Raw genomic sequence first — 23042 nt, forward strand, 5'->3', positions numbered from 1 at the left:
GGGGACTCGACCGGCGCATCGCGAACACCCGCGACGGGAAGCCGGTCTGGATCAGACCCCGTCGCGGCTGCCGAGAAGGAGCACCCGCTGCACGCAGGCCACTGTACTCCGGCCCCATCGCGTCACAAAATGGACTCCTGCAGCGCGAGCGTGCAGCTAGGTACGGTTTCCAGGCCCAACGGGTACGTCGGTGAGCGCCCGCGGCCGCGGCGCTGGCTAGAGTGCGAGCGGTGATGAGGCTTGATCGGCGATGGTGGGTGGCGATCGGTGTCGTCGTGGTCGCGATTGTGGCGCTGGTCTACTCCCAGCTGCAACAACCGCCGCAGGAGTGCCGCCCGGTGCTCGATCTGCTCGAGTTCAACAAGTCCCAGAACGACCTGATCAGCTCGAAGAGCGAGGGTGCGCAGGGTCCGCCGACCGCGGCCGAGGAGCTGGCGTATCAGCAGTGGGCCGACGGGTTGGCTGAACGCGCCCGCAAGATCGACGCACCCGAGCTGCGGTTCACCGCCGTGGAAGTCGCCGATCTCGCCACGGCGTTCGTCGCAAAGATGCCGCGAGCACGCGCCGCGGTGGAAGCCCAGGCGCCGGGCGCACCGGCGCCACAGGTCTACTACGAGATGTCGGCGCTCGACGCCCAGATCCAGCGCAAGCTCGCGGAGCTCACCGCCGCGTGCTCGAGCTGAGCCCGCATAGGCTCACTCATCGTGTGCACACGCGTGGTTTACCTCGGAACGAACGACCGCAACGTCACGGGTCGCTCGATGGACTGGAAATCGGAGATCGGCACGAACCTGTGGGCGCTGCCGCGCGGCGTGCGCCGGACCGGCCAGGGCGGCGCGAACTCCGCCCAGTGGACTTCCAAGTACGGCAGCGTCGTCGCCAGCGGCTACGACATCAGCACCACCGACGGGGTGAACGAGGCGGGCCTCGCTGTGAACCTGTTGTGGCTGGCCGAGTCGCAGTACCCGGCGGAAACGGCAGAGGGCCCCGCGGTCTCGCTTGCCTTGTGGGGCCAGTACGTGCTCGACAACTTCGCGACGGTCGCCGGGGCGGTGCAGGAGCTGACCGCAACCCCGCTGCGGGTCGCGACCGCGGAGGTACCCGGTGAGGAGCGGATGGCGACGCTGCACCTGGCGATGTCCGACGCCGGCGGGGACAGCGCGATCGTCGAGTACATCGACGGTCAGCAGGTCATCCACCACGGCAGGCAGTACCGGGTGATGACAAACTCGCCGACTTTCGACAAGCAGCTCGCGATCAATGAGTACTGGAAGGAGATCGGCGGCACGGTGATGCTGCCGGGCACCAACCGCGCCGCCGACCGGTTCGTGCGGGCGTCGTTCTACATCGACGCGGTGCCCAAGACCGACGACCCGCTGCTGGCCGCCGCGGCGGTCCTCAGCGTGGTGCGTAACGCGTCCACCCCGTACGGCATCTCGACTTCGGAAGAACCAAACATTTCGACCACCCGTTGGCGCACCGTCGTCGATCACAAGGCGCTGCGCTACTTCTTCGAGTCGGCGCTCTCGCCCAACACCTTCTGGGTGGAGCTGCGCAACATCGACTTCTCCCCCGGGGCTTCGACGCTGCGGCTGAACCTGGGCGAGGGGGAGCGCACGATCTACGCCGGGGACGCCAGCTCCGAGTTCGAGCCGGCCGACCCGTTCCCGTTCCTCGGAGTGCCCTGACGGTGTGGTAGCCACCGTGTGCTTTTCGAGCACCACTTCTCTGGTCGTTGCCGAATTTGCCTGCGGTGCAACAAATACGATGGCCGGCGCGCCGCAATGATGCATTGTCGCGAAGCTGGCCAGTGCCGTTGGCGCGACGGTTGCCCGCAACCGATCACAGAAATCGTTGTCGCGGCAACGCCTGCGCGCCATAATCACGGGACATCGATGTGGCGGATGAGGACGATGACCACATCGCACACGCCGAGTTTTCGTCCGACGAACGTCTGATGGAGCGCCGATGGAAAAGCGTCTGACGACGTGAAGTCTGACTCTTTTGCAAGCCTTCATTTCGCGCCCGATGAGGCGCGGGCCCAGGCGCGCCGGTGGAGATCCGCCTATCACCGGCGGGTTCTTGCCGTCGATGCGGTGACCCTCGCCGCGGTCGTCATATTCGCCGAATGGATCGGAACGCGGCTGGCGCATCGCCATTTCGCCGATTTCACCACGGCAACGGCCTTCTCGGTCGGCATCTACATCGGATGGCTGATAGCCCTCGGTTACGCGCGTTCACGTGATATCTCGCTGGTCGGCCAACAGGCCGAGGAGTACCGCCGCGTTGCTGCGGCGACCGGGTGGACATTTGCCATCGCGGCGGCGTTCGAAATTTTTCTCGACATGCCGATCTCGCGCATCCAGTTCGGTGTGACATTCGGCCTCGGCTTGGTCGTCCTTTTCCTCACCCGCTATCTACTTCGGGCGGATGTACGCCGACGCAGGAAGAAAGGCACCTACATCTCGCGTGTCGTCGCGCTGGGCGATCTTGATTCGGCACGGACATTGTGTGAGTACTTCGCGCGGTCGCCGACCGCCGGCTACCGCGTCGTGGGGCTCTGCATCCCCGACGCCGGAGACCAGATCGGGCAGAACGTGAGCCTGCCCACCGGCACGGTTCCCATCCTCGGTTACGACGACGACAGCCTCATCGAGTCGGCCGTCCAGTCCGCCGGAGCAGACACCCTCGCGGCTGTCTATTCCGAGCAGCTGGGGCCCGAGACGGTCGAGTATCTCGCTTGGCGTATGCAGGCGATCAACACCGAACTCATCGTCGTCCCGGCATTGACGGAGGTGGCCGCGCACCGACTGCAATTGCGACCGCTCGAGAACCTGCCGCTGTTCGTCATCGACGCGCCGACGCACGATGCGCCGTCGATGATCACGAAACGCATCCTCGATCTTGTGCTGGCCACCGTTGGACTGGTGGTGGCGCTTCCGGTCATCGCGCTAGCGGGGTTGGCCATCAAGCTCGACGACCGGGGACCGGTCTTCTACCGGCAGCAACGGGTGGGCATGGACGGCAAGCCATTCAAGATCATCAAATTGCGCAGCATGTATGTGGACACCGATAAGACGGCGCAACCAGAGAGCCACCGCCACGGCAGCATTTTTCACAAACGCACTTCCGATTCCTGCGTGACCCGCGTCGGAAAGTTCCTCCGTGCCAGCAGCGTCGACGAGCTGCCGCAGTTGTTCAATGTGCTCGAAGGCTCGATGAGCATAGTCGGGCCCCGACCGCTGGCTGTGGGAGAAGCAGGGGCCCGCGAGCACTTCATCGAACACCGGTCACACGTCAAGCCTGGAATGACTGGTTTGTGGCAGGTGTCCGGGCGGTCCGATTTGGAAGACAAAGACCGCATACGGCTCGACGAGTCGTATGCGGGCAACTGGTCGGTTGTTGGAGACTTGCTGATCATCTGGCGTACGGTGGGCGCCGTTCTGAAACGCAAGGGCGCATATTGACATACGTGGACTACCAGCCCATCGCCGTGCGCACTTCCTCCGGCCAGGAGACCGGGTCAAGACCGTGAGTCCGCAGCATTCCCAGGGCGATTCGCTCCATGCCGAAACCTACGCAGGCGCTGTGTGCAACGCCACCATCGGCGGTGCGCAGGGAGAACGTTTCACCGAAGTGGTCTCGGTGGCAATTGGCCGACACCACGGCGGTGCCCTCGTGCAGGTCGCCGTAGAGCCGCACCACTAGTTCAGTCTTCAGATTCTCGTCACGCTGGTTGGCGGCCAACAACTTGCCGACCCGGCCGAAGAACGGGTCGTTGGCCGCTACGGGGCGGGCGTCCAATCCGAGTTCGGTCAGTACCGCCATGCCGTGGCCCACCCAGCCGTCCCGGTGTGTCTGCGCCTGATCGGGCGTTCCGACCAACACGTACTCGTGCATCCGGAACGCCTGCATGCGCGCCGGGTCAATGGCCGGCTCGTGCCGGAAGCAGTACCCATAGATGTCCATCAGCACACCGCCGTCGGGCAGGCTCGACGGCAGCGTGGCATAGCTCGGATGGCACGCCGCCGAAACCAGCATCGTCCCAGCGGAACTCAGATGTCCGTCCCACGGCAGGCCGGCATCGCGATCAGCCAACAGCGCGCGGTGCTCGGCGTTTCCGCCGGTGAATGTCGAGATCGCGCCAGTCAGATCCGGGAAAGAAGCTATGTAGTCGGTCTTCTCGAATTGCTCGCGTGGGAATACCGGTGGAAACCGCAGCACCTTCGCCCGATCCCCGTGGACCTCGGCGCCCTTTCGCTCTACCACGTGTTCGACACCGTCGACGATGCCCTCGAAAACCTCTCCACGGCCGTACAGTCCGTCGATACCCATCGGCACCAACAAGCCCGCCGCAATCAGCTCATCGCGGAACTGCCGGCGGGCCGACTCGAGTTGCGCATCTTGGTCATGAGCTTCGGTCATCTGCAAACCCTATCGCCGGCCGGCGGAGGCCGGACGTGAACCGCGGCCCACCAGATCGTGGTCCTCACCGCTGTTGACCTTGGTCGTGTTCGCCGATCCGCATGGAAATTCATCAGCGAACTCTGCGCCGCTCGCGAATTATGCTGATCAGCATGCGGGACAGAATTCAGAAGGCATTGGCCGACCACGGAAGAATGTCGGTCGACCCGAACGGCGTCGACGCCGACGCCGACCTCTACGAGCTCGGGCTGACCTCCCATGCCTCGGTCAACGTCATGCTCGCGCTCGAGGACGAGTTCGACATCGAGTTCCCCGACGAGGCGATGAAGAAATCCACTTTCGCTTCGATCAACAACATCGAAGCTGCCGTCACGAGCCTGATCAAGTAGCACCCGACGAGGGCGCACCGCGACTTCGAACAGGAAGACCCATGAACCCGCCCGAGGTGCAGCTACCGGGTCACCTGATCCGCGTGGGGTGCGATGTGGTGGCCCTCGAGGAGATCGAGAATTCGTTGTCCACGTTCGGGGACCGGTTTCTGGCCAAGATCTACACCGCTGACGAGGTCGCGACCTGTGCCGGTTCGAACCGGCTGGCCCGGCTTGCCGCCCGGTTCGCCGCCAAGGAGGCCGCCATGAAGGCGTTCGCGCGGCCGGACGCTGCGCTTTCCCCGCTCGACATGGAGGTTGTCCTTTCGGGCCATCTGCCGACGTTGCGGCTCAGCGGATCGGCTGCCGAGCTGGCCGCGACGCAGCGGTGGCTACAGGTCTCCGTGTCGATCACCCATGCCGACTGCCACGCGGCAGCCGTCGTGGTAGCGGTCTGCGCCGAGGAGACGCGGTAGCCGGGAAATGGTCGTACGGTCTATCGAGAGCGACTCACAAATTCCGATGTCTGATAGATGTGCGCCAAGATGCAAAGTTCGGACCGATCTCGGGTCTCTTCGGGGGATGACTGGATGAACGCAGGCATGACAGGGGTATCCGGTGTGCCGACGTGGTTCGGCCCCGAGGAATCTCGGCTTTTCGGCGTTCTACACGTCCCGGGCGGCGGGGTTGCGCGCGCGGGCGTGGTCATCTGCCCACCGCTCGGCCGTCAGCACCTGGATACCTACACCGGACTGAAGCTGCTGGCGCAGCGGTTGTGTGCAAAGGGATTTGCAGTGTTGCGCTTCGATTACCCGGGCACCGGGGACTCGATGGGCGACCAATGTCGGGACAGTGCCGTGGATGACTACGTGGAGGGCATTCGGACGGCAGTGGGGTATCTGCAGGCTTGCGGAGCACAGAGTGTGTCGCTGATCGGGCTGCGGGTCGGCGCGTTGTTCGCCGCGACAGCGGCGCCCTCGATAGCGGGCCTCGGCGGCCTGGTCATGTGGGACCCGGTCACCAATGGTCGCCGATACCTGCGCGAACAACAGGCGCTCTACCGGGTGACCGTCGGCGGCGAGGAGAGTTCCGAATTACCGCCCGAGCCGGGCGTGGTGCCGCTTCTCGGTATCACGCTCTCGTCCACAGCCGCCACCGCCCTTGGTGCGCTGAAGATGCCGGCGGATGTCGGATCGACTTCGATGCTTGTTTTGAGCCGGCCCGAACACACCGGTGACCGCCTGCTCGCCGATCTGCCCGCAGCGGGCGACCGCATGGTTCAGCAAATCGACGGGCAGCCCGAATTCGTGGAGCCACCCAGCATTGTGGTCAGGATTCCGATGGAAACCCTGGCGATGATCGAGAAGTGGCTCGACGCGACGCTGACATCGGAGACGTTCGCATTCGAGCCGGTGTTCGCCGGTATCGCCGTGGCGGACGAGTTGCCCGACGGCCGCAAGATCATCGAGTCGATCACCGAACTCGGCCCCAACCGGCTGTTCGCCATCCGCACCACGATCGATGGCACTGCTGCGGGTGGGCCGACGGTGTTGTGTCACAACACCGCGTGTGAACATCGGGTCGGCTCGGGACGAATCTGGCCAGACACGGCCCGGGAACTGGCAGCGCTGGGCGTGAGCGTGGTCCGCTACGACCGTCGTGGGGTAGGCGACACCGGTTTCGCAACCGGCGAGTTCCCGTGGATGCACACGCCAGCGGCCAAGGCTGATGTGACCGATGCGATTGCGGCCCTGGCAGTGCCGGAAGACCGTCTGATGATGGCTGGAATCTGTTCGGGTGCTTGGAATTGCGCGTATGGGGCTTTGCAGTGCGGCGCCAAACTGGTGGTTCTGCTGAACATCCTGCTGTACTCATTGCGGCGTGCCGACGGCGGATCGGAGCGGATCGCGCAGGTGACCGACGCTGTTGCCGGCGATCACGACACCCGGGAGCGTCGGCTATGGGCAATGATCAAGCAGGGGCTGCGAAATTGGTTGCCGTATCAGGGTTGGTTGCTCCTCGGTCGCCTCGGTTATACCCAGGCCCCCGAGGTGCTGCTCAAGGCGCTCGGCAAAAGCGGAGTACCGACTGAGTTGGTGCTGTCACCGTCGGATTTCGAATGGTACGTAGAGCATCGGGGCCTGATCGGGGCCAAGCGGCTGGCACGTCGTGGGTGGGCACCCAAGCTGACCGTGCCGCCCGCCGGTGACCATGCGGTGCTCCACCGCGGTTTGCAGAACCTCATGCGTGAGTATCTGCTCGCCGCGGCGCGCCGGGAATTCGCCGACCAGCTGTGAAGCGCGGGAGCCGGTATCAGACCGTTGCGAACAGAGAACGTAGCGCGGCACTGGTTGCGGTGATGTCGAATTCCCGCTCGACCAGGTCGCGTCCCGCGCGGGCGTAGTCGTCGAGTATGGGGCCCGACGACATCAATTGTTCCAGTGTGTCGTGCAGGCTCTGCGCGTCGGCCGGGGTGGCCAGGAGGCCGGTTCTCCCGGGTATGACCAATTCCGGGATGCCCGACAGACTTGTTGACACGGTGGGTATTCCGCTCGCCAGCGCCTCCATGAGGGCGACCGGCAGACCTTCCATCTGGCCGTCGGTGGCTACGATGCTCGGCAGTACGAACAGATCGGCCTCGGCCAATGCCTGCTTGACCATTGCCTCGGACTGTCCGCCATGGAAGCGGACCCGCGATCCGAGCCCGAGTTCAGTTGCAAGCTTGTGCAATTCGTCGTGCAGCGGCCCGTTGCCGATGAGGTCCAGTTCGGTCCGGTCCAGGCCGGGCCCGCCCAACGATAACGCCCGCAGCAGCACCTCGTGTCCTTTGTACTCCTGCAGGGATGCCACACATAACGCGCGGATCGGGCCACTGGCGGGGATTCTCCTGGGACGGAACGGGTATGCCGCCGAGTCGATTCCGCAGTGGATGACGTGCACCGGGGTGGAGGTATAGCGCTCCAGCAGTCGACGGTTGTACTCCGACACTGTGACGACGAAATCTGCACCATCGAGTTTGCGGCCGAGCATCGACTGGTCGACGTAGAGGTCGTGCGCATGCACGGTGACGCTGTAGGTGACACCGGCCAATCTGGAGCAGATCCACGCGGCAAGGGCGGGATACGTGGCGTAGTGGGCGTGGATGTGCCGTGCGCCTTCCGACGACTGCAGATCGCGGGCGTGCGCAGTGGCGATCGGAACCGTGATAAGGGCGCGGATCAGCAGGTTGGGCCGCGCAGCGTAACCGCGCACCACGGCGGCCAGAAGCGACAGCGTGGTCAGCGGGTGCCGCACCAGCGCCCACCCGAGTCCGGCCACACAGGCGCCGACACCGGGCCGTATCAACTTGTCCATCCACCGCCTGGCGATGTCGTGGACCTGAGCGTCCGGCGACGGAAACAGCGACCGCAGCCCGAATTCACGTCCGTCGGTGGTGGACAGCGCATCAAGCTCCCGGACGATGAAGGTCTCCGAGATAACGGGGAACCGGGACACCAGATAGTCGATCTGTTTGCCGCTCAACGTCGACGCTCGATCAGTCCGCGGTAGAGGTCCTGCAGCCGGTGGGCCCACGAGGTGGCCGAGAACTCGGCGCGGGCGCGCTCGATAGCCGGCTTTCCCAACGACATTCGAAGCTCCGGATCGTCCAACAACCGCGTCACGGTGGTGGCCAATGCGGCAGGATCATTGGGCTCGAAAAGCAGCCCCGTGGAGCCGTCGACGATGATGTCCGGAATGCCGCCGATCCGCGACGCAGCGATCGCCTTGCCCGACGCCGACGCCTCGATCAGCACGGTGGGCAGGTTCTCACCGTAGGTCGACGGCAGCAGTACGACGTCGGCAGCCCGGTAGACCTGCGGCATGTCCGAGCGGACGCCGGCGAAGATCACCGAGTCGGTGACGCCCACTTCGCCGACCAGCCTACGGAGCTCGGCCTCGTCCGGGCCGCCACCGACCAGGGACAGGACGGCGTCCGGATGCGTCTGCACTATCTGCGGCCACGCCGCGATCGCCACCGGGATGCCCTTGAAATCGCGGAAGGCGGCCGGTAGGACCACCAAAGGTCCAGGGCCACCGCCGAGTTCGCTGCGGACCGTCGGATCTGGTTCGCCCGGGTGGAAGTTGCTGACGTCGATTCCGTTGTGCAGCACATCCCAGTTGGCCGGAATCCGGCCTCGGCGATGCACCTGTGCCCACGACACCCGACTGGCCTCAGAGACGAACAGCACCCGGTCGCCCCGGGTCGCCGCTTCCGTCGCGATCTGCTCGCGCCAGTGCTCGCGCCCGGGCCAACGCTCCGTCACATGGTGGAACGTGCACACCACCGGGCGGCCGGTCAGCTTCGCCGCCGGTACCGCGAACGTTGCCGACATCTCCAAGTGCGTGTGCACCAGATCGTAACCACCCCTGCGAATCTCGCGAGCCAATCGGAAAACACCGGTGAGGTCGAGTAGCCGGCGGATTCCGAGGGAGCGGGGATGCACACCGGCTTCGGACAGTATCTTCATGGTTTTATCGGAATTGACCGATGCGTCGTCCAGGCCGACAAAGTCCATCTGGACATCGGTGTTGCGCATGGCGAGGGCCATCGGTGCCAGCAGGGTTTCGGCACCACCCATACGGAACCCGTCGATGAGGGTCATCACCCGGATAGGCGTCATTTGAGAACCCGCAACTTGTTCCACGGGATTTTCGTCATCCCGTCATAGTCCCATTGAATTCCCGCAGCACTGTAGGTTCGCCCGACGGTTCCGGGGGCGGCTGTGTTGTCCCGTTCGAAGCTAATGCTCAGCGGTGATCCGCTGACATCGACGATGTAAGCGCCGTACCGCTGGAGAGCCTCGGCCACCGTGTGTTGTGCCGGGGAAAGGCCCAGGCTGTTGATGTCCAAGGTGGGGTCCAATTGTATGCGCGCTCCTTCGGGGATGCAGTCGGGCCTGGTCGACCGGCCGTCGGTCTTGAGGGCCGGCGGCCGAAACACCTTGGCGCACACGTTGTTGCTTTGCATGGCGAGTGCATGCGGAATCGCACCCTGGGCGATCTCGGCTACCCGCACCACTCCGGCCAGTCGGGATGCACCCGAGCCTGTGCTTGCACCGCCCCAGCCGGAACCGTCGAGGCTGTTCACAGCGCCGAATTCGGTTGTCCAGGAACCGTCTACCTTCTTGGCCCGCCAGAACTCGTAGATCGTTCGGCTGTCCGGGTCGATCACCACCATCGCGCCGTCGGAGCCATCCTGCGGCCGCGCGTCGTCAGGGATCGGTACCTCGAGGCCATCGAACGGGCAGCGGCCCCATTCGGCGATGACGCACGGGACGGAATGACGAGGGGTGTGCCTGTCCGCGGTGTAGATCGGGATTCCGAATTCAACCGTCGATGCGTAAGCGCTGTTCTCCCAGTGCACCGCGCGGATCATTTCGGCGCTGTTCGGGTCGACCTCGGCGTCGGCAGGGATCAGGGTGCGAAAAGGGCTGTCCTCGGCAAACGGTTGGGGTAGGTCGGTCCGCGCAGGGCTGTCTGTGACGAAACTGGCGATGATGAGGAGCGCGCCAACGGCCGCAGCGACGAGTGCAGTGATGGCGACCTGCCACCGTGTCTGCCTGCTCATCATGGCTCAATCTCCGGACCGACACGTTTGGTGGCGGCTGTCACCGCATCGCTGATCAAGCCGGCGGCGACGGCCCAAGAGCGCTGTACAGCAGTGTGCCCCGCCTCGCCGAGTTTCGCTGCCAACTGCGGATCCCGCAACAGGTGAAGCATTGCGGCGGCGAGTACCCCGGCGTCGTTCGGCGGGACCAGCAGACCGGTGACACCGTCCTCGATCGCGGCCGGTAGATCGCCGACGGTGGTGCCGATGACCGGACGGCCGAAGGTGTACGCCAGGTGTGCCACGCCGCTGGCGCTGGCGCGGATATACGGTGTGACGACGACTCGCGCGGATTCGATGAGTTCGGGCACCTCCTCCATTGCGCAGTAGCCGGGTCTGGCGTCCACGCCGTTGGCCGCGGCCCGGGCCAGCAGGTTCGGAAGATCCACATCGGCACTGACGGCACCTGCGAGGATCAGCTGTGCGGTCGGCATTTCGGCTTTGACCAGACCGAACGCGTCAATCAGGACATCGATGCCCTTGTAGGTGGTCCAGGTGCCGAAGAACAGGGCGATCGGTTCGGTCTGGACCACCGGCGCCGGTGGCCGGCCGCGCCGCATGGCGCCGGAGTCGCCGTGCGGGATGACCACGACCTCGCCGTTGGGTTGCCAGTGGTCGAGGACGATCTGCCGGGTCCGCGGCCCCAATACGAATGCGACGTCCATCTGGCGCCATGCCGCGGCGAACGAGGCCTGCAGCAACCGCCCCTCTTTTGGCGTGCTGGTGTCCTTGGCGTCGGATCGCGGAAGTGGCTCGTGGGCGATGATGCCGAACACCGTGCGCGGCAACAACTTGCAGATCGTCACCACGAACCACGGCTCGAAGGTGAAGCGCCACTGCGAGAACAGCACCGCGCGCGGCGGTCGACGGCGCAGCTGATAGGCCAGCACCAGCCAGGCCAGCACCAGTTGGCCGGCACGCCGGCCCCGGCGCACCAGATACCTCAGGTGGCCGTCGTCACCGGTATCGCTGGGATGCCAGGTCGGCAACACCGAGCGGATCTCGAATCCGGCTTCCGCGGAGGTGATTTCGGGCTGCGGGCCGGTCCACAGCTCTACCACCTCGCCGTGGTCAGCCAGAGCGCTGCCGAGTTGGGCGGCGAACTGGAAGAGCCCGCCCGAGGGCGAGAACTCGACCAGGACCGTGCGGTCATTCGTCATACCGCGGCTCCGACGCGCTCAGGTGGCACCACGGCCGCGCGTGTCCGGAAACGGTTCGCCAAGCGGCCCAACAGCAATCGGACCAACACCATGGCGGCCAGGCCCCAGCCCATTGCATAGGCCGGCGCCGACTTGGACCGCACGGAGATCCGTTCCACGTGAACGTCGGTGATGGTCTCGACGGTGTATTGCATCGGGCCGATGTGGTCGTTGATCCGCGTGCGCGCCACAGCCAACGCGTCGGCCAGGCCTCGCTCGGCCCCGTCGGCATCCTGCGCGGTGACCGAGAACGTCGCGATGCCGCGGATCGGGTCGGAGTGAATCTCCGCCGGGGCGTCGGAGTTGTACATGACTTCGATCAGGGTGGGCAGGAATGACTCGCGCGCCCGGACGTTCATCGCGTACGCGGCCCAGCCGTCGAGCGGGCCGACCGGCATCATGATGACCTTCTGGCTGGCCCGCACCGCCGGGGTGCCCGCCATCAGCATGGTGACAGCGGCTACGGCGGCGCCGACGACGACGGCCACCACCCACAGCGCGGCGGTCCGGAGCATGTTGCGGACGACTGCCGGTTGCACCGTTTCGGCCGGGCCGAGGGCGCACGCCAGTGCCAGCACGATCGCGAACGACCGGAAGTAGGCCAGGTGGAGAAAGATGCTTGCCACCGACCAGGTGACGATGCCGGTGAGCGTTGCCGCGGCCAGCGCCCGATCCACCGAAGCGGGGTTCGCAGCGATTCGCAGGGCCACGATCGTGAAGATGCCACCGACCATGACCAGCCAGGTGAACAGCCCGGTCACCCCGGACTCGGCGAGGAATTGGGCGTAGAGATTGTGCGGGGCGACGAGCCCTTCGTTGACGGCCGTCCTCACCCGGTCGGTGTAGTAGGGCACCTCGTAGCCGAAGGCCCCCGGGCCGAACCCGAAGGCGGGCCGTTCCTGGAACATTCGCCAGGCCATCTCCTGAGATGCCTCGCGACCGAGGACTGAGGGATCGATGTCGTAGCTGCGCTGTCCACCGGATCCACCGAGCACGTCGTTCAGCAGGGCTACCATTCGGTCGCCGATGCCGGGGATCGCGAATGTCAACAGCATGACCGGTGCTGCCCATGCCAGCTTCTTCGGCTTGCCGGAAGCGACGAACCACAGCGCGACCGCCGCCCCGGCCGTCAACAGTGTGCCGCGTGACTGGGTCAGATAGATGCCGACCAGCATGAGAGCGCTGCAGAGCAGCCACGCCACCGACTGCCGCTGCCTGCCGGCGCGACGACTGCGCTGTGCCAGTGCCCAGCCCATGGGCAGCCCCAAGACCAGTTGGCGGCCCCAGAAATTCGAGTCACCGTACGGTCCGGCATACCGCTGGGTGGTGATCAACTCTCCCTGGGCTTCTGAGATCAGGGCAAAGCCGCCGAACGTCTCATCCCCACCGGTCAGATAACTCGCGATCGACAGCAGCGACAGGGCCGCCAGTGTTACGGCCATCGCCATCGCCACCGCCCAGGGTTTCCCGGTGACCTGGGTCAGCATCAGGATGACGAGCAGGAACGCAAGATCGACCGCTGACCGCCAGCCCTCGGCGGTTGATGCGGCTGTGTCGACGCTCCCGACGAGCGCAATCACCTGGCCTGCGACATACATCCCGATCAGGGCGGCGCCGATGACCGTCCAGCGATTGAGGCGGGCCCGGGCCTGTGGGTCCCGCAGGGCGACGATCAGCGCGAGAACGCCCAACGCCACACTGGCCTTGAACAGGGGAGCCGAGGTGTATTGGGTGGCCACCTCGGAGACGTTGGCCACCTCCGCGACGACCATGCCTACGAGGACGCCGACGATCCATGGGCTCGAGCCGGACACCGCTATGTGTTGCTCCGGCGTGAGCGCAGCCAGGCCGCGCCGATTCCGACCGCGGCGCCGACCAGCAGACCGCCCAGCGCGCCGGCCAGGACCAGTTGGGTCCGTGGTGCCGTCATCGCGAACGCACCATTGGGCGGCGAAACCACCCGGACCTGAAACGGCGCCGAGACCGCTGTGACCTCAGGGGTGGCCTTGGCGAGGAGATCAGAAGCCGCGGCTTGTGCGGCTTGAGCCGACGGAGCATCGGCGGTGATCGACACCATCGTGGTGTCCGGTATCGCACCGGCCGTCAACGTGAGGCTCGATGGGTCGATTCCGGCAGTCGACGCCGCGCCGGCGGCCCAACGCGGGTCGGAGTAGACGGCCGCCGCGGTGCGCGAAACCTGCCCCTGGGTGAGGACCTCCCAATAGGCCGATGCATCGGCGGCGGTCAGGTCTGGGCCCGGGACCAAGGCCACCTGTGCGGTCGCGCGATACGTCGTCGATACCGGCACCAACAGGCCGGCGATGCCACCGATGACGAGGCCGACAGCCGCGCATACTGCGACGATCGGCTTCAGCCAAAGGCGTTGCGGGAGACTCATGGACCGTCCTTTTCGCCATGGGCGTTACCCCTTCGCCATGATCCTGCCAGGCGGCCGACAACTGGCCGGGCCAACTGCGGCGCGGTGACAGACAGCGCCGCTGCATAGACGACGATGCCTAGTGGCACCAGGACAGCAAGTTGGACAGGGGCCGACCAATGAACAACCAGAAGGCCGATGCCGAAGACGCTGGCGGCCATGGGGATGGTCGCAACCAAAGGCCCGCCTACGACCGAGAAGATCTGCGTCCACCGTAGTGGAATGACCCGGCGGACAACGGTCATCCGGATCGTGAAATGAACCAACTCAACACTGAGAAGGGCTACCGCCACCAGTGTCGCGCTGTGGCCGGCCGCCCACCAGATCGGTCCTATCAGTAGGACGAGTTTGACCGCATTGATCGCGGTGAGCATGCCGGGGCGGCCCGCGGCTTTGAATACGTCGCCCGCGTGGTACGAGGCCGAATAGATCGCGGTATACAACGCCAACACGACCAAGATGTTCTTGGCGCCGTCGTACTGCGAGCCGTACAAGGTGTGCAGCAGCGGGTCGGCCACCACAGCCAAGCCGACGCCCGCCGGCAAGGTCAGTGCCAGGACGATGCCCAAGGCCTTCTGGTACTGCGATGACATGGCCCCGCGATCGTGCTGCAGCCGGGACATCGAACTGAACAACACGTCGCTTATCACGGCGCACAGGTTGAGCACGACGAGCTCGGGCACCCGGTACGCCAGGGTGTACAGGCCGAGTTCAGTGGTGCCGAGCCGGGTGCCGACGGCGAGATAGTCGACGTTGTAGATCGCGTAGGCGAGCAGTGTGACACCGGTGACGGGAATGCCGAACCGCAGCAGCGCCTTGGCTTCGTCCAGATGCAACCGCGGCCAGACGAAGTTCGGTGCGGCCCACCAATACATGATCGCGGTGATCAGCACGCCGGCGAGTTGGCCATACACGAGGCTCCACACCCCGTGGCCGGTCGCCGCGAGCCAAATGGTGAGCGCCGTCTTGACCACTGCGCCGGCGAACTCTGGGAGCAGTCGGCGTTGGAACTTCAGATCGCGCCGCAACCAGGACAACGGCACGACGCTGGCAGCCGAGATCACCAACGCGATCGCAAGGACGCGGATCAGCGGCGCGAGGTCGGGATGGCGTAGGAGGTCCGCCGTGATGTCAGCGGTCGCGGCCAGCAGCACCCCGGCGGTCACCCCGAATCCGATGGAGAGCGTCAATCCCGTTGGCGCGATTCGATTCCAGGGGCGGTGACTTTGAATGAGCGCCTCTGCGACGCCGAGGTCCTTGACGTAATCGAATAAGTTGACCAGCAGCAAAGCCAGCGCGAAGACGCCGAATTCGGCTGGGGTGAGGAGGCGCGCGACCACGACCGTCATCAGCAGCGTGGAACTCTTGCTTATGGCAAAGACGGTGTAGTTCCAGATCGTCTGCCTGCCGAGGTGTGCTCGCTTGGCCGGCAGCGGATCCGGGGTGTCGAGCGGTGGATCAGGGGGGTTGCTCGGCGTCATGGCTCTGCGGTTCGGTGAAGAACCGTCTCTCGCCACCGAATCGCTCCTGTCGACTTTGCTGAGGTTGCGTTAGCGCACGGCTCGGTTGGTGACAGCCTGCTATTGAGCGCCGGACCAGTGTATGCCAGCGGACGCTCGACCCAGCGGGAAACAATGCCCTCGATCGGTGATCGTCGATTCGGTGCAACGGTTAACTTGATGCGAGCGGGCGAGTAGAGCAATCGAGGCAGGTGTGCGGTGTCGGTGACCCTGGTGAGTGCGGTCGATCCATTTCCCACCGACGCTGGAAAGAAGGTGGTGCTGGCCGGATTTCTCGAGTACTTCCGGGATCGGCTGGGTCCACAGGACGTGCACTACCTACTTGTCGGCGGCCAGCCTCAGTCGGAGTTCCCGGTCACGTTGCACCCGCTGCCCAGACCGAGTCGGAAAGCGGCGTTGACGGCGGTAGCCCGCCGGGTACCGACCGGTCGGGCGACTCTGCAGGAGTCCTTGCTGTATTCGCCGGAAGTGCAACGCGCGGTACAGATGACGCTGGAGCGGATCGGCCCGGATCTGGAGATCTACGACACCATTCGGATGGCGCAGTACGCCGACGAGGCCCACGCCGACCGGCAGCTGTGTTATCTCGATGACCTGTTCTCCGAGCGGTATACGGCCATGCTCGACGCGGCGGATCGCTATCCGGACGTGACGATCCGGCCGCTGGGCAACTTCGCCGAACATGTGCCCCGCCGGTTGCGGCCACTGGCCGACAGCAAGCTTCCGCAACGGGCGCTGCTACGCATGGAGGCCACCCTGGCCCGCCGCAGCGAAGACCGCGCGGCTTTGCGGTTCCGCCGGAACCTGTTGGTGAACGACGGGGAGGCCGCCCGGTTGGCGGCCCGGGTCGCGAATCGTGGATCAGCCGACGTGATTGCGGTGCCGCCGTTGGTCAAACCGCCGCAGTACCGCCAGCGCCAGTACGGTGGAGCACCTGACTTCGTCTTCCTCGGGCTGTTGTCGTTGCCGCACAACGAAGATGGCGTGCGGTCGTTCCTGACTGACGTGTGGCCGACGGTGCTGACCCGGATGCCGAGGGCTCGGTTGCGCATCATCGGGCGGGACTGCAGCCCGGAACTGGCCGAGGTGGCGGAACGGTTCGGCGGTTCGGTGACGCGGGAGGGCTATGTCGACGATCTCACCGAGGTGCTGTCTTCGGCGGCCGGCCTGATCAACCACCTGCGATTCGGCTCGGGGATCAAGCTGAAAGTGATCGAAGCACTTGGGCGGGGGCTACCAGTGATCTCGACGAGCGTGGGTGCCGACGGGTTCGCCACCGGGCGCGAGCACGGAGTGCTGGTTGCTGACCACGCCACACAGTTCGCCGAAGCCATGGCCGAATTGACCGATCCAGGACGTAACCGCGAGATGTCCGACAGTGCCCGTGGACAATTCGAAACCACCTATGCGCGGGACGCCGTATTCGCTTGCTACGACAAGGCTTTCGCGCTTCGCTGATCGTCGAAGCTCATTGCTGGGATATGACACCCTGCACCTTGTTGACTTCGGCGACCAACGCGTCGATGGCAGGTGAAAGTTCATGCCGCTCAGGTTCGGTTACCTTGTCGTAAGGCACGAAGCCGGCGTTCCACTGGTGCTTGTCCAGCAGCCCCTGGACATTCGCGAAGGCCGAGTCGACCTGCGCACCGAGCTCGTGATCGCGCTCATCGATGATCGGCCGGACTGAGCCGACTGCAACACGAGCACCGTCGAGGTTGGCCTGGATGTCCCAGAGATCGGTGTGGCTGAAGACGTCTTCCTCGCCGGCGATCGTGTTCTCGGCGATCCTGTCCAGCAGACGTTGCGCTCCGCCGGTGATCTCGGTGGCGTCGATCGTCCATTTCGGGTCCTTGACCAGGGCGTCGAATTCCTTGACGTCGGCCACCAGCTGGTCGGCGACCGCGCCGGTGTCCGGCTGCAGATTGCTCACCCACAGATCCTTTTCCAAGCGGTGGAACCCGGTCCACCGCTCGCCTGGGCGCACATCGGCCTCGCGCAGGTCGATTCGCCGGTCCAGATCGTTCGGGAACGAAGTGGCGATCTGTTCGACGCGCCCGTAGTAGGTGCGCGCCTGGGAATACAGCGCCTGGGCGCCTTGCCAGTCACCCTTCTTCGTGGCGCCGGCGAACGCCTCGGTGACGATCACCAGATTGGTGGTCTGACCCGTGACGTACGCCTTATAGCCGGCAATGGCTTCCTCGAACTTGTCCTGGACGTCCGCCGGAAGGGCGTTGCCGGTGACGGTGAAGTCACCGCGGATGCCGTCGCCGACCATGCCGGGCTTGCAGGCGGTGTAGTACCTACCCGGCTCCGGCAGCTGCACGACCAGTTTGCGCTGCAGGCCGGGCGAGATGTTCCCCGCCGTGCCCATGACCCGGTCACCGGCACCGTAGACGTAGAACTCGGTGACCATGGTGCCGTGGTTGGTGATGACGAATGTCGTCGTGCCGGTGTCTGCGGACGCCATCGACAGCTGGCAAGACTCATCGCCGGCCGCCACGGTGATCTCATTGCTGTCGGGCTTGCCGTCGGGGACCGTCGGCTTGGGCGCACACCCGGAGACCAGCATTCCGGTGAGGCCGACCACCAGGACGGCGGCGGCCAACCCCGCTTTTGCGTTGTGCAAAGCGCAAGCCATGTCGCGGACCTTTCCGAGCAGTGCAGCCGCCACCACCAGATAACCAAGCCGACGGCGAAATTGCAGCATTGAGTTCTTCTCTTGATAGGCGGATTTCCCGCCGAGAAGTGCGAGAAACGAGTGCTGGACAGCCAATTGCCCGTCAGTCGGCGGTGCCCGCCGGTATTATCCGATCCCTGTTGGGATTACGAAGGCTGGACATCCGAAAGCAGGTCGAACAGCGTGCACCGGCTGAGCCGCAGCATCCTGGCGCGTGTGCTGTCGTCGGCGATGTTGGTGCTCTTGCCGGTAGCGGCCGCCGGATCGCTCACGGCCCCCGCGCATGCGCAGCCGCAGCCGCCGCCACCGGACCAGCCGAGCCTGACGTTGCCCTGGCAGGAACTCGGATTGAACTCCGAGATCTACCTCGATCCCGATCACCCGTCGAGCTTCACCATGCCGGTCCCACGCGGGCTGACCGCTGTGCGGTTGGTCGGCACCATTGACGCGCCGCTGAACATCGATGCCGGCACGCTCGTGATCACGGGCAACGGCAACCTCCTCGCGGCGATCGAACTGCCCCCCGGCGCGACCGGCAGACCCGCAACGCCGCTCGATGTCGACCTTTCGGCCGCAGGCGGGGGTGGTTCGTCGGTCGACTTGTCATTCGCCATTCGGCCACGCTTCGATCCCCAATACTGCGGGCCGCGGCGGCAATTGGTGCTGAACAACCTTTCCACGGTCTTCACCGGGATCGAGGTCGCTCCGACGACGATCGCGAACTTCTTCCCGGCGGTCCTCCAGCGCGCCACGATCTTCACGCCGACCGATGCCGACGCCGATGAACAACAAGCGGTGTTGTTGCTGGTATCCACCCTGGCGCGGCTCTACCAGAACCAGCCGATGGTCATCAGCGTCGTCAACCAACCCCGTGGCGCGACGCCGCCGCCGGCGGGTCAGCTGGCGCGCACGATCCTCGTCGAGAGAGGCGGTACCGCGGGGCTGAAGGTCGAAAACCGCGAAACCCCAGAGGTATTCCTTCGTGTCTCCGGCAGCGGCGGCGAGCTGTCGACCCAGGTGTCGCTGCTTGTCAATCAGCTCCAGGCGCTGGCGCAGGTAGACACGGTCCGGGTGGACCAAGCCGGGTCGTCAGCCCCGGCGCCGAGCGGCGACACCATGACGTTCCGCCAGTTGAACATTGAGGGGCAAACCGACGTCATTTGGACCAGCAGCCTGTCGGTCGGCGTCGACCGTGCCTCGCTCGGGGCAGAGCGCGTCGACGGCGTGCAGGTGCATCTGCTTGCCGATTACACACCCGTGGCCAGAGACGACGCGGCATCTGTGGTGATCCGGTCCGGCGGGGTGGTTGTCTATCGAGCGGCGCTCGACAACACCGGTCTGCTGGACGCGACGTTCGATTTGGACAGCGAGAAGATCGGACAATTCGTCGACCTCGATATGGCCCTCACCTACACCCCGCGCGAAACCTGCGGGGCACTGATCGCGCCCCTCACCTTTCAAGTCGATCCGCAGTCCACCCTGAAGGTGCACCGCGGTGGTCCCCCGCTCAATGGTTTCGGCGCCGCACCATCGGAGTTCAGCCCCAGTTTCATGGTCGCGATGGACGGGACCGGCCCCGATCAGCTGGCCTACGTCGCCCGGCTGGTCGCGTCGATGGCGCGTTCTTCCAGCAAACCGCTGTCACCACAAGTTGTGGATCTCGACACAGCCGCCGAGGCCAGCACGGGGGCGCTGATCGTGGCCAACACCGAGGCGCTGAAGCAGACCTCTCTCGACCCCCCTATCAGTGCCGACGGCACGATGGTAGAGGTCGGGCTGCCCACCGTGCTTCGTGCGGACATGGGGGGTGGTCTGGGGTCGATCCAGGCGTTCGCCGATCAGCCTCGGAATCGGTCCGTCATCCTCGTCACGACGACCGGCGCCTGGACACTGGTCGACCCGCTGTTCAGTTACCTCGACGGCTTGAACGACGACTTGTCTGCGCTCACGGGAGATGTGCTCTTCGCCGGTCCGGCGGGTGAGCCGACGAACCTCGCCATCCGAGCCGCCGGCAATGCTTCCGATACCGCTCAATCACCGCAGTCGCTGAGCCGGTCGATCGTGATCGGCGCCGGAGTGGCTGTGGTAGCGCTCATCGCGATGACCGCGGCGGTGCTGTGGACGAGAAGGCGTCGCACCACCAGAGGTTCGGCCGGCTAGGCGGGAGTCTCGCGCGACGGACCGTCGATCTCGATTGCCAGTGTGTGCAGCAGCGGGCCTTCGAGCTGGGCTGCCAGATTCCGTAACACCGGGCCGTATTCCGGATGGGCCAGGGCGAACGCGAACTGCGCGACCAGATAGTCGGAGGGATTGCCGGTGTCACACCAGTGGCCCTGGATCACCTGACCGTAGACGGCATGGTCCTTGGCGTAGGTGTTGATCGCGTCGGTCAGGTAGATCTCACCCGTGTGGGTCTGCTCATACCAGCGTTTCGTCTGCTCACGCAGCTCGTCGACGACGGCGGGTGTGATGACATAGCCGCCGATGGCGGCGTACTCCGACGGAGCCTCGTGTGGTTGTGGTTTCTCGACGATTCCGGTGACCCGCAACAGCCCGCCGTCGAGATCCTCCTTGACGATCGGCACGCCGTACCGGCGAGAGTTCTCGGGCGCCATCGGCATCAGCGCCAGAACTGGGGACGCGGTCTGCTCGTAGGCCTTGATCAGTTGCTGGGCACGGGGCACCTCGGCGACGAAGACGTCGTCCGGCCAGAGCACCAGGACCGGCTCGTCACCGAACGAGCGTGACGCGTTGAGCACCGGGGTGCCGTTGCCGTACGGACCGTACTGGTAGAGGTACGTGATATGGCCATGCTGGGACAATTTGCCGACCTCGTCGACCGCGTCGGCATACGCGTCCTTGCCGGCTGCGCGCAGTTGGTCGACCAGCGCCGGATTGGGGCGAAAGTGCTCCTGTATCAGGGTCTTTCCGCCCGACACCACGATCGTTATGTCGGTGATGCCGGAATTGATCAGCTCGCGAACGGTGTGTTCGATGACAGGCTTGTCGCCGACGGGCAGCATCTCCTTGGGGATCGCCTTGGTCATCGGCAACAGGCGTGAGCCGATGCCGGCCGCGGGGATGACCGCTTTGCGGATGGTCTGTCGCGCCATACGTGCCTCTTTCCGTCAGGCTTGGCGGCTCGGGCCGGCTCGGATCGGGTGATCGACCAACGTGGTTGATTCACCGAATATCCGCCGCAACTTCCGCGCATATCCTATTCGCCGCAAGGCGATAGTTTTGTGCGCAATTCGAACCGGACACAGAATGGTGAGGTCGCCGACATTTCGCGGTGGCTTCGCGCGCAATGGCACTCGAGGCGAATGGCGTAATCGCTGTCGAACGCGCTCTGCTCCAGCGGCCGCTCGCGATGACCCCGTCGAGGCCCAACGGACCGCTCGGACCCTCGAGCACGTTCGCCGGACTACCGGCGGAAAAAATCACGCGCACCTCTCCCTTATCCTTGTTGGGACTCAATCCCGGCTTGTTGAGAGGTAGACAGTGGCGCTCGTCGTGCAGAAGTACGGCGGATCCTCGGTGTCCGACGCCGAGCGGATCCGTCGCGTCGCCGAGCGGATCGTCGAGACCAAGAAGCAGGGCAACGACGTCGTGGTGGTCGTCTCGGCGATGGGCGACACCACCGACGATCTGCTCGACCTGGCCCACCAGGTGTGCCCCGCGCCACCCGCGCGCGAGATGGACATGCTGCTGACATCCGGGGAGCGGATCTCCAACGCACTGGTCGCCATGGCCATCCATTCGCTGGGCGCGCAGGCGCGGTCGTTCACCGGATCGCAGGCCGGCGTGATCACCACCGGTATCCACGGCAACGCCAAGATCATCGACGTCACACCGGGCCGGTTGCGCGACGCCCTCGATGAAGGCGTGATCGTGCTGGTCGCCGGTTTCCAGGGGGTCAGCCAGGACAGCAAGGACGTCACCACGCTGGGCCGGGGCGGCTCGGACACCACGGCGGTTGCTTTGGCCGCGGCGCTCGAGGCGGACGTCTGCGAGATCTACACCGACGTGGACGGCATCTTCACCGCGGACCCGCGAATCGTGCCCAACGCGCGTCACCTCGACCGGATCAGTTTCGAGGAGATGCTCGAAATGGCCGCCTGCGGCGCCAAGGTGCTGATGCTGCGGTGTGTGGAATACGCCCGCCGCTATCACGTGCCGATCCGCGTGCGCTCGTCATACTCAGACAATCTCGGCACCCTGGTGTCCGGATCGATGGAGGACATACCCGTGGAAGACGCCATCCTGACCGGAGTCGCGCACGACCGCAGTGAAGCCAAGGTGACCGTCGTCGGCATCCCGGACGTGCCCGGTTACGCCGCCAAGGTGTTCCGCGCGGTCGCCGACGCCGACATCAACATCGACATGGTGCTGCAGAACATCTCCAAGGTCGAGGACGGCAAGACCGACATCACGTTCACCTGTCCCCGGGACAACGGTCCGGCGGCGGTGCAGAAGCTGAGCTCGCTGCAGGGGGAGATCGGTTTCACCGGGGTGCTCTACGACGACCACATCGGCAAGGTCTCGCTGGTTGGTGCCGGTATGAAGAGCCATCCGGGCGTCACCGCGAAATTCTGTGAAACGCTGGCCTCGGTCGGGGTGAACATCGACCTGATCTCTACTTCGGAAATCCGGATCTCAGTGCTGGTGAAGGACACCGATCTCGACAAGGCGGTCGCCGCGCTGCACGAGGCGTTCGGACTGGGCGGCGAAGAGCAAGCCGTCGTCTACGCGGGAACGGGGCGTTAGCC

The 23042-nt window shown here is 65.2% G+C and carries 20 protein-coding genes; 9 read left to right on the forward strand and 11 right to left on the reverse strand.

Annotation, left to right across the window (positions count from 1 at the left end; translation table 11 throughout):
• Window positions 1–233 precede the first annotated feature (233 nt).
• The 3 genes from AU188_RS00615 (at window position 234) to AU188_RS00625 (ending at window position 3467) form a co-directional block, all read left to right on the forward strand.
• Window positions 234–683 carry a hypothetical protein gene (locus AU188_RS00615; protein WP_059162231.1) on the forward strand — a complete coding sequence of 150 codons (450 nt, stop codon included), beginning with the start codon at window positions 234–236 and terminating at the stop codon, window positions 681–683.
• A gap of 21 nt (window positions 684–704) precedes the next feature.
• Complete coding sequence (locus tag AU188_RS00620; RefSeq protein WP_059161793.1) at window positions 705–1688, forward strand: linear amide C-N hydrolase; 984 nt, start codon at window positions 705–707, stop codon at window positions 1686–1688.
• Between the two features lie 408 nt (window positions 1689–2096).
• Window positions 2097–3467: a sugar transferase gene (locus tag AU188_RS00625; protein WP_059161794.1), complete on the forward strand. Its 1371-nt coding sequence runs from the start codon at window positions 2097–2099 to the stop codon at window positions 3465–3467.
• A gap of 10 nt (window positions 3468–3477) precedes the next feature.
• Here AU188_RS00625 and AU188_RS00630 read toward each other — a convergent pair whose 3' ends face one another.
• Entirely contained in the window at window positions 3478–4425 is a 948-nt protein-coding gene (locus AU188_RS00630; RefSeq protein ID WP_059161795.1) for an amino acid--[acyl-carrier-protein] ligase, read from the reverse strand.
• Window positions 4426–4577: 152 nt separating this feature from the next.
• Between AU188_RS00630 and AU188_RS00635 the strand changes: the two genes are divergently transcribed.
• From AU188_RS00635 to AU188_RS00645, 3 genes are all read left to right on the forward strand, one after another.
• The gene (locus AU188_RS00635; protein WP_059162232.1) at window positions 4578–4814 is read left to right on the forward strand and encodes an acyl carrier protein; all 237 of its coding nucleotides are present in this window, start codon (window positions 4578–4580) and stop codon (window positions 4812–4814) included.
• A gap of 41 nt (window positions 4815–4855) precedes the next feature.
• Entirely contained in the window at window positions 4856–5269 is a 414-nt protein-coding gene (locus tag AU188_RS00640) for a 4'-phosphopantetheinyl transferase superfamily protein (protein ID WP_059161796.1), read from the forward strand.
• Window positions 5270–5395: 126 nt separating this feature from the next.
• Window positions 5396–7090 carry a serine aminopeptidase domain-containing protein gene (locus AU188_RS00645; RefSeq protein WP_286137214.1) on the forward strand — a complete coding sequence of 565 codons (1695 nt, stop codon included), beginning with the start codon at window positions 5396–5398 and terminating at the stop codon, window positions 7088–7090.
• A 16-nt stretch (window positions 7091–7106) separates the two neighbouring features.
• Here AU188_RS00645 and AU188_RS00650 read toward each other — a convergent pair whose 3' ends face one another.
• From AU188_RS00650 to AU188_RS00680, 7 genes are read right to left on the reverse strand one after another with little or no spacing between them, the layout of a single operon-like run.
• On the reverse strand, window positions 7107–8315 hold the full coding sequence (locus AU188_RS00650; RefSeq protein WP_059161797.1) for a glycosyltransferase: 1209 nt from the start codon (window positions 8313–8315) through the stop codon (window positions 7107–7109).
• Window positions 8312–9454 carry a glycosyltransferase gene (locus AU188_RS00655; RefSeq protein WP_059161798.1) on the reverse strand — a complete coding sequence of 381 codons (1143 nt, stop codon included), beginning with the start codon at window positions 9452–9454 and terminating at the stop codon, window positions 8312–8314. Before AU188_RS00655 ends, AU188_RS00650 begins: the two co-directional genes overlap by 4 nt.
• Complete coding sequence (locus AU188_RS00660; RefSeq protein WP_353612102.1) at window positions 9451–10401, reverse strand: hypothetical protein; 951 nt, start codon at window positions 10399–10401, stop codon at window positions 9451–9453. The genes AU188_RS00655 and AU188_RS00660 overlap by 4 nt, the downstream gene beginning before the upstream one ends.
• Entirely contained in the window at window positions 10401–11600 is a 1200-nt protein-coding gene (locus AU188_RS00665; protein WP_059161800.1) for a glycosyltransferase family 4 protein, read from the reverse strand. The genes AU188_RS00660 and AU188_RS00665 overlap by 1 nt, the downstream gene beginning before the upstream one ends.
• Entirely contained in the window at window positions 11597–13453 is a 1857-nt protein-coding gene (locus AU188_RS00670) for an O-antigen ligase family protein (protein WP_156426523.1), read from the reverse strand. The genes AU188_RS00665 and AU188_RS00670 overlap by 4 nt, the downstream gene beginning before the upstream one ends.
• A gap of 2 nt (window positions 13454–13455) precedes the next feature.
• Window positions 13456–14037 carry a YveK family protein gene (locus tag AU188_RS00675; RefSeq protein WP_059161802.1) on the reverse strand — a complete coding sequence of 194 codons (582 nt, stop codon included), beginning with the start codon at window positions 14035–14037 and terminating at the stop codon, window positions 13456–13458.
• The gene (locus AU188_RS00680) at window positions 14034–15557 is read right to left on the reverse strand and encodes a lipopolysaccharide biosynthesis protein (protein WP_059161803.1); all 1524 of its coding nucleotides are present in this window, start codon (window positions 15555–15557) and stop codon (window positions 14034–14036) included. The genes AU188_RS00675 and AU188_RS00680 overlap by 4 nt, the downstream gene beginning before the upstream one ends.
• 243 nt (window positions 15558–15800) lie before the next feature.
• Between AU188_RS00680 and AU188_RS00685 the strand changes: the two genes are divergently transcribed.
• Window positions 15801–17054 carry a glycosyltransferase family 4 protein gene (locus AU188_RS00685; protein ID WP_286137217.1) on the forward strand — a complete coding sequence of 418 codons (1254 nt, stop codon included), beginning with the start codon at window positions 15801–15803 and terminating at the stop codon, window positions 17052–17054.
• A 10-nt stretch (window positions 17055–17064) separates the two neighbouring features.
• On the opposite strand, the gene efeO is transcribed toward AU188_RS00685, so the two are convergent.
• A complete protein-coding gene (gene efeO, locus AU188_RS00690) occupies window positions 17065–18234 on the reverse strand; it encodes an iron uptake system protein EfeO (RefSeq protein WP_059162234.1) in 1170 nt (389 codons plus the stop codon).
• A gap of 185 nt (window positions 18235–18419) precedes the next feature.
• Entirely contained in the window at window positions 18420–18545 is a 126-nt protein-coding gene (locus AU188_RS25640) for a hypothetical protein (RefSeq protein WP_286137218.1), read from the reverse strand.
• A gap of 151 nt (window positions 18546–18696) precedes the next feature.
• Between AU188_RS25640 and AU188_RS00695 the strand changes: the two genes are divergently transcribed.
• Complete coding sequence (locus tag AU188_RS00695; protein WP_286137219.1) at window positions 18697–20433, forward strand: hypothetical protein; 1737 nt, start codon at window positions 18697–18699, stop codon at window positions 20431–20433.
• Here the strand turns inward: AU188_RS00695 and AU188_RS00700 are convergent.
• Window positions 20430–21386: a UTP--glucose-1-phosphate uridylyltransferase gene (locus AU188_RS00700; protein ID WP_059161805.1), complete on the reverse strand. Its 957-nt coding sequence runs from the start codon at window positions 21384–21386 to the stop codon at window positions 20430–20432. The genes AU188_RS00695 and AU188_RS00700 overlap by 4 nt on opposite strands.
• Window positions 21387–21774: 388 nt before the next feature.
• Here AU188_RS00700 and AU188_RS00705 point away from each other — a divergent pair, with 388 nt between their 5' ends.
• Entirely contained in the window at window positions 21775–23040 is a 1266-nt protein-coding gene (locus AU188_RS00705) for an aspartate kinase (RefSeq protein WP_059161806.1), read from the forward strand.
• Window positions 23041–23042 lie beyond the last annotated feature (2 nt).

It is taken from the genome of Mycobacterium sp. IS-3022 (assembly GCF_001500065.1).
GTDB lineage: Bacteria > Actinomycetota > Actinomycetes > Mycobacteriales > Mycobacteriaceae > Mycobacterium.

Bases quoted from the DNA above. Each gene is read 5' to 3' on its own strand.
- AU188_RS00645 (WP_286137214.1), top strand. From the start codon at position 5,396: ATGACAGGGGTATCCGGTGTGCCGACGTGGTTCGGCCCCGAGGAATCT.
- AU188_RS00630 (WP_059161795.1), bottom strand. From the start codon at position 4,425: ATGACCGAAGCTCATGACCAAGATGCGCAACTCGAGTCGGCCCGCCGG.
- AU188_RS00665 (WP_059161800.1), bottom strand. From the start codon at position 11,600: ATGACGAATGACCGCACGGTCCTGGTCGAGTTCTCGCCCTCGGGCGGG.
- efeO (WP_059162234.1), bottom strand. From the start codon at position 18,234: ATGGCTTGCGCTTTGCACAACGCAAAAGCGGGGTTGGCCGCCGCCGTC.
- AU188_RS00680 (WP_059161803.1), bottom strand. From the start codon at position 15,557: ATGACGCCGAGCAACCCCCCTGATCCACCGCTCGACACCCCGGATCCG.
- AU188_RS00700 (WP_059161805.1), bottom strand. From the start codon at position 21,386: ATGGCGCGACAGACCATCCGCAAAGCGGTCATCCCCGCGGCCGGCATC.
- AU188_RS00615 (WP_059162231.1), top strand. From the start codon at position 234: ATGAGGCTTGATCGGCGATGGTGGGTGGCGATCGGTGTCGTCGTGGTC.
- AU188_RS00675 (WP_059161802.1), bottom strand. From the start codon at position 14,037: ATGAGTCTCCCGCAACGCCTTTGGCTGAAGCCGATCGTCGCAGTATGC.
- AU188_RS00660 (WP_353612102.1), bottom strand. From the start codon at position 10,401: ATGAGCAGGCAGACACGGTGGCAGGTCGCCATCACTGCACTCGTCGCT.
- AU188_RS00635 (WP_059162232.1), top strand. From the start codon at position 4,578: ATGCGGGACAGAATTCAGAAGGCATTGGCCGACCACGGAAGAATGTCG.
- AU188_RS00640 (WP_059161796.1), top strand. From the start codon at position 4,856: ATGAACCCGCCCGAGGTGCAGCTACCGGGTCACCTGATCCGCGTGGGG.
- AU188_RS00655 (WP_059161798.1), bottom strand. From the start codon at position 9,454: ATGACGCCTATCCGGGTGATGACCCTCATCGACGGGTTCCGTATGGGT.